This is a genomic window from Halomonas sp. 707B3 (assembly GCF_024158645.1).
Lineage (GTDB): Bacteria > Pseudomonadota > Gammaproteobacteria > Pseudomonadales > Halomonadaceae > Vreelandella > Vreelandella lionensis.
The window spans coordinates 1-9962 of the sequence record NZ_JAMZBE010000134.1; the positions used below are offsets into that span (position 1 = coordinate 1).

The window sequence follows — 9962 nt, forward strand, 5'->3', positions numbered from 1 at the left end:
GGGGGCAACCACCGGTGTTGTGTCCGGTGGTACTACCGGTGCCATGGGGGCGCTGAGCGGTGCCAAAGCCGGTGCCGTGGTCGGTGCTGTCGCAGGCCCCGTCGGCGTATCGATAGGCACCTTAGCCGGTGCGCTGTTTGGTGCATTGGTGGGAGGCACCGCAGGCGGTGTTGCCGGTGCCCGGTTGGGAGAGGAGCTAGATGCCAAGGTGCTCGACAACATGGAGTGCCGCGCGTGTGGTCACACCTTTCGACTGCCTCTGGCTGACTATCCCGTTTATCTACCGCGCTAAGCGCGCACCCGCTACCGCCCGGTCCACCCCACACGCTTCACGCTTACTCATCACGGTTAGCCCGCGCCTCATCAGGCAGCGGGCCGTTATGCCGTGTCTGACCGAAAACGTTCATCAGGAGCCACACCATGACACACAACACCTCTCATCAAACATCGCCGTTTCTAGTACCCGCCGATCAAGTCCAACGCACCGTGCTATCGCCGGTCGATCATGCCAAACAAACACCGCTCTCGAGCAAGGCCAAGCCGGGCAGCGTCACTGCTTCGGTACTGGAAGCTATTGAACAAAGCAACATGCCCACGCCGGATAGTCGGGATGCCCGCATCAAGCGACCCATAGCGCCGCCACGGCGTTATCGGGAACAAGCACGGCGATTGGTGGATACCCGCGCCCTGGATCGCAAGGCATGGCTTTCGATTCGTCAAAGCGGGATTGGCAGCAGCGATGCCGCTGCTGCCGTCGGGCTGCATCCGTATAAATCGCAGCTGGAACTATGGATGGACAAGACCGGACGCCAATTCACCGATAAGGAACCCAACCGTGAGGATCAGCTCACCAGCCCCTTGCACTGGGGTCAGATCCTCGAACCCATTGTGGCTGAGCACTACGCCCGTCATACCGGCCATCGGGTGCAGCGAGTGAATGCGATTCTGCAACACGTCGAGCATCCGTGGATGCTGGCCAACCTGGATCGGGAGATCGTGGGAAGCGATAAGGTGCAGATACTGGAGTGTAAGACCGCCGGGATCTACGGTGCCAAGCTGTGGAAAGACGGCGTGCCCGAGTACGTGCAGCTGCAGGTCATGCACCAGTTAGCGGTGACGGGCCAGCAGGCCGCTGACGTGGCCGTGCTGTTAGGCGGCCATGAGCTACAGATCCACCGCATCGAACGCGACGAGGCGATGATTGAGCAGTTAATAGCCCTGGAGCGGCAATTCTGGGATTACGTGGAGAAGGATACGCCACCCCCGGCAGATGGGTCGGATTCGGCGGATCAAGCCCTGCGGACGCTGTTTCCCAGTGATGATGGTGAGGCCCTCGACTTCTGCCAAGACGCGGGCCTTAGCCAAGCATTTAGCGATCTGCAACGGGTTCGCCAAACCCTGGATAATGCCAAGAAGGAAGAAGCCAAGCTCAAACATAAACTCCAACAAGCAATGGGGACTGCAACGCTGGCCACGTTTCCCACCGGCAGCTTGAGCTGGAAGCAGAGCAAGCCCATCCACCGGCTGGATACCAAAACGCTGCAGAAAGACCACCCCGGTTTGTGTGCCGACTACTTGCACGCGCATCCCGGTACGCGGCGGTTGGTGGTGCGTTAGTCGCGGCCATCGCCCATCGTGAATCGTATAACACAGCGCCGCTGTGCGCGGTTGCCGTACCCACATAACCCTAACGTTACCTCAATCAGCAAACGCCTCAGCGCGGCTTTCCGGCCGCCTGGGGCGTAGTGCGCTATGGGGCAGCTAACCCTTCACCACTGATGTGCTGATATCGTCAGGAGATTCTCATGCTCAAAGGCTTAGCCATTACCCCGCCCATACTGGGGCGGATCACTATCGGCAAGTTGGTCGAAAACAACGGCAAGCGTCTGCCACAAAAAGACGACCAGTTCACCATTACCTCACAACTCCAGACCAAGGAGGGCTGGATACGCCACCCATTAGATGAACAGCTGCGCAACGCCCAGGAAGGCAAGCTGCGCCAGATTCCGATTCGTTTATTGTTCAACGACCCAGATCTTAACCTGAGAGCGGAATACGCGCTGTTTGATCGGCAAACGGCCCGACCACTGTGCGTGGGAGATGGTGAGCAGTGTAAACGCCGCACCCGCGACGGTATGGAGACCTTGCCGTGTCCGTCACCGGACGGCTGCCCCCTAGCCCAAGGTGGAGCCTGCAAGCCCTACGGACGCTTGAACGTGTTGATTGGGGATGATGACCCGCTGGGGAGTTTTATCTTCCGTACCACCGGTTTTAACTCGATTCGCACCTTGGCCGCGAGGTTGGCTTACTTCAAAGCCATTTCCGGCAACCGCTTAGCCACCATGCCCTTGGAGCTACGCCTTCGAGGTAAATCCACCCGCCAAAGCCGGGGCACAGCGATCTTCTACGTGGATATCACCCTGCGTGAAGGGTGGACATTGGAAGAAACGCTAGCAGAAGCACAGCGCCTGGATGACTGGCACCAACAAACGGGTTTTGACCAGAAAGCCCTCGATAGAGCGGCCAAGGCCGGGTTTGCCAACGGGGCGTTTGAAGACAGTGCCGAGGAATCCATCGACGTGGTGGAAGAGTTCTATCCCGATACCCCCGAGCATCCGCCGGGCAGGCAGGAACCCAATGCTCCGGTCACGCTGGCCGACAAGCTGCAGGCCAAAAGCCAGCAGCAACCTCAAGCGAACGCCGACGCCAAGGCACCCACCGGAGCGGCGGATACCCCGCAAGGCAGTGACGCTCAACAGCCCCTAACACGCCAGGCCAAACGGGCCTGAGTGTTGATCTCAATCTTTCCTGACTCACCCCAACTTTCGATTAATCGACACCGCCACCTTAACGACGCCCGCTGCCTTAGAGGCGCGGGCCGTTATGCCGTGGATGACCGATAAGGAGATTTTCCCATGCGTATTCTCACTCACGACCAACTCCACCGAGCTGCCCCGGCTATTTTTGCCCACCAACCCGATGAAGCCGTCTCGGAGCGTTACGGCTTTGTGCCCACCATCAACGTGGTCGATGCCCTGCAAGCTGAGGGCTGGTATCCCGTGCGTGCTCAACAAACCAACGTGCGTCAAGCCGAGCGCCGTGACGTAGCCCGCCACATGATCCGCTTTCGCCAAGACCCCGACCGTCAACTCGCCGTCGGTGACAGCATTACCGAACTGGTACTCACCAATAGCCACGACCGCAGCGCGGCCTTTCAGCTCGATTTAGGGCTGTTTCGGTTGATCTGCCTCAACGGCATGGTCACGCCAGTGGGCGATGTGGGCGGTATCCGTGTACGCCACGGTAGACAAATCGTCGATGAAATCCTCGAAGGCTCGATCCAACTCAGCCACCAAGTGCCCCGCATTGCCGAGGGCGTGGAGGCGTTTCAATCCACCCTGGTCAGTCGAGGCGAAGCCCAGCTGTTTGCCGAGGGGGCGTTGTCGCTGCGCTATGGCGACGACTGGCAACAAACCAGCCCCGTGCAGCCAGGGGATCTACTGGAAGCCCGCCGTAGCGAAGATGCCAACGGCTCGTTGTGGAGCGTGTTCAACCGGACCCAGGAAAACCTGTTCAAGGGCGGGCTACGTGGCCGCTCTCAATCCGGTCGGGCCACCCGGACTCGGGCCATCAATAGCGTGACCGAAGACGTGCGCTTGAACCGGGCGCTGTGGAAGCTCACCGAGCACTTTGCCGCCCTCAAGGGCGCCACCGTTGCCGCTTAATCCCTGATAAGGAGATCGATAATGACCTGCTATACACCGTACGCCCAGCTGGTAGCCGGGGAAACCCCCGGCACCTACCGCGTTGATGGCGATGTGACCGACGCCCAGCTGTTACACCTGGCCAAGATGATTGCCCACAAGCGACTGCGTAAAGGCAATCAACTGGGCAGCCCCGATGAAGTCCATCGTTGCCTGCAAACCCTGCTGCTCGATTACCCCTACGAGGTGTTTGGTACGTTGCTACTCGATACCCAGCACCGACTGATCGCCTTTGATGAGCTGTTTCGGGGCACGATTGATGCGGCCAGCGTGTACCCGCGTGAGGTGATCAAGCATTCCCTTGAGCACAATGCCGCCGCTGTCATCCTGGTTCACAATCACCCCTCGGGCGATCCTGAACCAAGCGATGCGGATCGGCGCATTACTCAGCGGCTCAAAGAAGCCCTGGGCCTGGTGGATATTCGGGTGTTGGATCATGTTGTCGTGGGCCATGAGGGCTACACGTCGTTTGCCGAACGGGGGTGGCTGTAAGGCCACCGCCATTTTTCGACTTCATGCTCCCTGCCTCACGCTTGCCCTGACCGGCAGCGTGGGGCGGGGCTGTCTAGGTGGGTTTTCTTTTTTTCTTTAGGTAACAGGCCAATAGCGTGAGCGGTAGGGCGTCTGAGCGTGGGAATGAGCGTTAGGGAGCGGGTGTTGTGGTAAAATGAAAACATTGAAATAGGAGCGCGCATGGCCAGCAAGATTCATAACCGCCACGATCACAGCTATAAGCTGATGTTTTCGCATAAACAAATGGTGCGGGACTTGCTCACCGGTTTCGTCAATGAAGCCTGGGTGGAGCAGCTGGATTTTAATCAGATGGAACAGGTCAGCGGCACCTATATCACCGATGAGCTGCGGGACCGTGAAGATGACATGATTTGGCGGATATGGTGGCGAGACCGCTGGCTGTACGTTTATCTTCTCCTAGAGTTTCAGTCTTCCGAAGATAAGCACATGGCCGTGCGCATCATGAGCTACCTGGGGCTGCTGTATCAGGATCTGATTCGTCAGGACGCTTTTACGCCGAGCGGCAAGCTGCCACCTGTATTGCCCATCGTGCTCTATAATGGAGAAAAGCGCTGGACAGCGGCACAAAACATTGCAGATTTGGTCGAACCAGTACCGGGTGGTTTAGAGCGCTATCGTCCCAATCTGAGCTATTTGTTGCTGGATGAAGGAGCGATTGTTGATGCGCCGGGGTGGTCAGACGAAATGCACAATATCGTGGCAGCGATATTTCGTATTGAGAAGCACCGCAATGAAAACGATGTATCGGAAGCGATGGGGCATTTAGCAAACTGGCTCAGTGGCCCAGAACAAGCGAGTTTACGGCGGGCGATTATTATTTGGTTCTATCGCGTATTCTTGCCCAACCGTGCCCCAGGGCTTGAGTTTCCCGAGGTTAGCGATTTCACCAATTTGCATGAGGTACACGATATGCTGGCAGAACGAATTAAGAAGTGGCCTGAGCAATGGGAAGAAAGAGGTCGTCAGATAGGCGAGAAACTAGGTATCGAGAAAGGCCGTCATGAAGCTGAGCAGCGTGCATTAGAAAGCAAACGTAATGCCGCCCGCAAGCTGATTGCCCTGACTGAGATGAACGATCAGCTGATCGCAGAGATTGAAGAACTACCGATTGAGGAAGTTGAAAAACTGCGTGCAGAGACAAGGCACTGATCTGCTTTCATTTATACCTATTCCCGCTTCACGTACAAAAAGGGCAGCCACCAACCGGGGCTGCCTTCTGTGTATCTGCCTGCTTTTCTTTTTTATGTTGATGATTCGCCGTCCGGTGGCTCGCCGCTGCCAGGCGGTGACTCCGTCTGGCGTGGTGTATTGCGTGACAAGACCCGCTGACGCGCCAAGTGCCTGCGTTTAGCTCTTGGTAAGGCATTGGCCTTTTCACCTTCCACTTCTCGCGCCTCACGATCCCACGGCACCGACGCGGTGGCCGAATCTGCCGCATTTAACAACGACTCATGCGATAGGTGGGCATAGCGCTGCGTGGTTTTCACTTGCGTATGACCCAACAGCTTCTGCACCTCGTAGAGCGAATGCCCCTGGTTGATCACGTAGCTGGCAAAGCTATGGCGCAAATCGTGAATCCTCACATCCTTCAGTCCTGCCTTGTGCCGTGCGGTATCCCAGCTACTAAAAATACTCACAAATGGTTTACCGCTTTTAGGGTTAGGAAACAGGTAATCACTGTCCTCCCGACGCGGCAGCTTGGCCAGTAACGCGAGTGCGCCCTGTGACAGAGGCACATGGCGTGTTTTACCTGTCTTATTGAACTCGATTCGCCAGAGTCGGCTATCCAAGTCAATATCTTTCCAGCGTGCATTCAGCACTTCCCGACGACGCGCCCCCGACAGTAGCAGCATGGCGATGATAAAAGGCAGTAGTGGATTGGGTGAGGCCTCTAACGCCTCAAACAGTCGTAGGGCCTCGTCGTCTTTTAAGTAGCGCTCCCGTTGGTTATTCACGGGATAAAGCTCAATACCTGTCGTTGGGTTGCGTGTCACTCCCTCGACTTCCCACTTCAACGCCAAGTTGAAGATATAGCGGCACAAAATGATCACGCGGTTAGTGGAGGCAGGCTTATGCGTCTCCCGGTGATAGCTGAACACCTCGATCAGATGCTGTCGCTTGATTTCATCCAGATACAAGCTGCCAATCTTCGGTAGGACGTGATTGCGTAACAACGTCTCATCCGTGTCCCAACTACGCTTATACCCTTTGATATACGGCATATAGTGCCCCGCCACAAAGGCCGCAAACGTCGGCACATCCTTGAGTGTGCGGCGCTGCTCGAACGGATCTTCCCCCATCGCCAGCTTGGCCAAGATGTCTTGAGCTGCCTTGCGTGCAGTGCTGAGTTTCATATCTGCAGCATTACCGAGCTTACGCTCCATGATCTTGCCCCGAATATCGCGGTAGCGCATGTAGTAGGTTTGTCGTCCAGACGGGAGCACTTTAAGGGAAAGCCCCGACACGCGAGAGTCGTAGTAATCCATGCGGCGCTTACTTGCCGGGCAGGATGCGTTATTATCAACAAACTGCTGACTGAGGAGCTGAGTTGGCATTTTTGTCACCTTGGTTCGGAAACGTTCTTTCAGTGACGGTATTTTTATCCCTTTCTTCTGGAGGTGTCAAGAAGATGTACGAAACGACCCGGCTCGCTATTGCGATGCGCATGAGCCGTGCTGCACTCAATCTGACACAAGCTGACTATGCCGATGCGCTTGGTATCACCAAAAGCAATGTGATGCGGAATGAAAAGTTATCCGTCGCGGTACGTGGCGATACCTTGATCCGTATGGTGCATGTGCTAGACAAGCGTGGTGTAAGTATTGATGTGTTCACAGAGATGGATGAAGTCAAAATCACCTATCGAGGCATTCGCCCTGATGCAGCTGCAATGCGAATGTGTCGTGCAGCGTTAAGCCTGACGCAGGAAGAGTTTGCTGAAGCGATTGGCGTGACCAAACCGGTGGTAACGCGAGGAGAGCGCATTTTGGGCAATATGCGTGGTGAAACGCTGACCAAACTGATTCAGGAGATGCATTTGCAAGGAATAGAGATTGACCTAGCGTCTCCACCTGAGGGCGTTACTGTCACCATCAAACGTGCCGCACTAGAACACATCGAAGAAAGTGAGCAGGGCAGTGAGTTACCGGGTGAGCCCAATTGGCAGTATGTTCCCTACACAGAAGAAGAACGTGAGTGGAATAAGACTGCTGAGCGCATTGAGCGTGAAAGTCGAGAACACATGCAACAGGCCTGGGATCAGCACGTACAAACCCTTGAGCGAGCACGCGAGAAGAAATAAGTGGGTAGAAATAGGATGGAAAAAAACAGGAAGCCGATTTCTTTTAAAAAACAATGAGCTATGTTGCTATTGTTTCCGCATAGAGGCTTTGTGCGGAAATGACTCTGTAGTAATACGATAGAAAAGTATGGTGCGCGTCATTTGGCCGGTTGAAAAAGATTGATCAATCAGTGGGTTATCGAAACGCACGACTGGCATGCTCACTGCAGATGACGCTGGTGAAATCTTCGTTGGTACCGAGAACAACGACACGTTCACTGCTGAAGCTGGTGCTCTGGATGGAACCTCAGTCGATGGCCGCGGTGGTAATGACACTTTGAACGCCACTTACAACAGCGATGACATCGCTGGTGACTGGACTCCGACCATCCGTAACGTCGAAAATGTTAACGTTGATATTGACGCGTTCGATGGTACAGCGACAACTGTCGAAGCCGATAACATCCGGAATGCCAACATTACCTTGAGCTCAACCAAGCTCGGTTTCAATGGTACTGCTGGTGTTGCAGCTGCAGGTGACAACAGCGTTATTGCTGGTGAAAATGTCACTGCCCTTACCGTTGCAGGCCTAACCGAAGGCTCAGTGGACGCTGGTTCTGCAGAGACCGTTACCGTCGATAGCGAGACTGCTGGTGAAAACACGCTAAACCTCACAGTCAACGGTGATGTTGCTACCGTAATTGGTAGCGGTACAGCTTTTAATGCGGTAAACCTGACAACAACTGCTGACGCTGAAGTGGAACTGAATACTTCCATCTTCACCGACAATGTCCTGACCGTAGCCGGCGAAGGTAATGTGACTTTGCTGTCAGCTGATGAGCTGAGTGGTGAGGAAATCGTTAATGCACTGGAATCTGGCGAGCTGGTAGCTGACGTCGACCAAACAGGTGCCGACGGCAGCGACTGGGATGTTGATAGCGTAAATATCTCTGCAGCTATTGGTGCATTCACTGCTGCAGAAGGTGCTGTTGTCGATCTGGAAGCTACACAGACAGCTCTGACTTTGACTGGCCAATCAGCAACTACTGGTACCGTTACCGTTAACACTGAAGTTGACCAGACTTCTTTGACCTTCGCTACTTTGTCCGAAGCCACTGTCAACGTAAACGATGAAGTGACTATTGGCACTCTAGTTACTGGCGGTGCTGACACTACAGTGAATGTTGCTGCTGATACGACTATCAGCACTTTGACTGCTGCTGGCGACGACGTTTTTGTCACTGGCGAGGGCAATGTGACCATTGGTGGAACTGCTGCTGATGCTGATCTTGTCGATGCTTCAGGTCTGAGTGGCGCACTTGACTTCACCCAGAGTGCAGACACCAACATTGATGTGGTTGGCAGTGAAGGTGATGATGACCTTACTGTTGCTACAGTTGATGCACAAGCAAACGTTGTGACTGGAAATGGTACCAATACAGTAACTTTTGCTGACCTTGACGGTGGTACCATTGCTGTAACGGGTGGAGCTGGCAACGACACCGTTAATATTGGTGGTGCTGGTGCAGTGGGCACGAATGGTGCTGCTACGGTAGCCCTGGAGTTGGGCGCAGGCGACGACACTGTTGCGCTTGGCGACCTTAATTCCAGCACTGCTAGCACTTTTGCTCTCGAATTCGGTGAGGGTAATGATACGCTGTCTCTTACAGACGGCGATGACATCTCTGCCGAAAACATCACTGTGTCCGGCCTTGAAGCCATTGATATGAATGGTTCTGCAACCGTCGCAGCAGAGTTGGTATCTGGTCAGTCCTACACCATCCTTGGTGGCGGCCTCGCAAATGGTACTCTTTCTGTTGTCGATACTGGAACCAATGAGACAGTTGATCTTTCCAATCTGTCTTTTGACAATACAGTGACCAACGGTGCTGTTGCTACTGACGTCAATGTAAATGGCGGTGGTGAAAACACTATCATCACATCTGAAGTAGCCGACGCTATTACTGTTGATGGCAATGACACTATTGACTTTACCCAGAATGCTTCTATTGAAGCATCGACTGACTCTATTATTGGTTTCACAACCAATTCTGACGTCATTAAACTAGGTATCGCCGCCAACTCCAACAACTTCGTTGCAGCTGATGCGAATACCGGCACTGGCACGAATGAACTTGCTGATGCTGATGCAGCCATTACGTATGCGGAAGCTAATAGCTTTGATGGCACTGTACAGGTAGCCTTCCTAACTGACAGTGATTCTGGTGTTAATGGCTGGCTTGTTTACGACTCGAATGCAGATGGCACAGCAGACGAAGTTATCCAAATGTCTGGTTTGACAGCCACTACGGATGTTGTTGCAGCCGATATCATCGCCTAATCCCTCTCTCTGAGAAGGATGCCTATCCTTGATAGGTAAAAGC

At 54.5% G+C, this 9962-nt stretch carries 9 protein-coding genes; 8 read left to right on the plus strand and 1 reads right to left on the minus strand.

The window, feature by feature from the left end; all coding sequences use genetic code 11:
- From BIS10_RS14885 to BIS10_RS14910, 6 genes are all read left to right on the plus strand, one after another.
- Positions 1 to 292, plus strand: a 292-nt coding sequence (locus tag BIS10_RS14885) for a hypothetical protein (RefSeq protein ID WP_253506251.1), incomplete at its 5' end; no start/stop codon positions are given.
- A 128-nt stretch (positions 293 to 420) separates the two neighbouring features.
- Positions 421 to 1617, plus strand: coding sequence for a YqaJ viral recombinase family protein (locus tag BIS10_RS14890; RefSeq protein ID WP_253506253.1), 1197 nt, complete (start codon positions 421 to 423; stop codon positions 1615 to 1617).
- Positions 1618 to 1805: 188 nt separating this feature from the next.
- Positions 1806 to 2789 (plus strand): hydrolase or metal-binding protein, encoded by a 984-nt coding sequence (locus BIS10_RS14895; RefSeq protein WP_253506255.1) that lies wholly within the window; start codon positions 1806 to 1808, stop codon positions 2787 to 2789.
- Positions 2790 to 2915: 126 nt separating this feature from the next.
- Positions 2916 to 3725 (plus strand): DUF932 domain-containing protein, encoded by an 810-nt coding sequence (locus tag BIS10_RS14900; protein WP_253506257.1) that lies wholly within the window; start codon positions 2916 to 2918, stop codon positions 3723 to 3725.
- 21 nt (positions 3726 to 3746) lie between these two features.
- Entirely contained in the window at positions 3747 to 4256 is a 510-nt protein-coding gene (gene radC / locus BIS10_RS14905) for a DNA repair protein RadC (RefSeq protein ID WP_253506259.1), read from the plus strand.
- 201 nt (positions 4257 to 4457) lie between these two features.
- Positions 4458 to 5447, plus strand: a complete 990-nt coding sequence (locus tag BIS10_RS14910; protein WP_253506261.1) for an Rpn family recombination-promoting nuclease/putative transposase — start codon at positions 4458 to 4460, stop codon at positions 5445 to 5447.
- 92 nt (positions 5448 to 5539) lie between these two features.
- On the opposite strand, the gene BIS10_RS14915 is transcribed toward BIS10_RS14910, so the two are convergent.
- Positions 5540 to 6853 (minus strand): site-specific integrase, encoded by a 1314-nt coding sequence (locus tag BIS10_RS14915; protein ID WP_083025533.1) that lies wholly within the window; start codon positions 6851 to 6853, stop codon positions 5540 to 5542.
- Between BIS10_RS14915 and BIS10_RS14920 the strand changes: the two genes are divergently transcribed.
- A complete protein-coding gene (locus tag BIS10_RS14920; RefSeq protein WP_139794498.1) occupies positions 6847 to 7599 on the plus strand; it encodes a helix-turn-helix domain-containing protein in 753 nt (250 codons plus the stop codon). The genes BIS10_RS14915 and BIS10_RS14920 overlap by 7 nt on opposite strands.
- A gap of 196 nt (positions 7600 to 7795) precedes the next feature.
- A complete protein-coding gene (locus BIS10_RS14925; protein WP_253506263.1) occupies positions 7796 to 9919 on the plus strand; it encodes a hypothetical protein in 2124 nt (707 codons plus the stop codon).
- Positions 9920 to 9962: the final 43 nt, after the last annotated feature.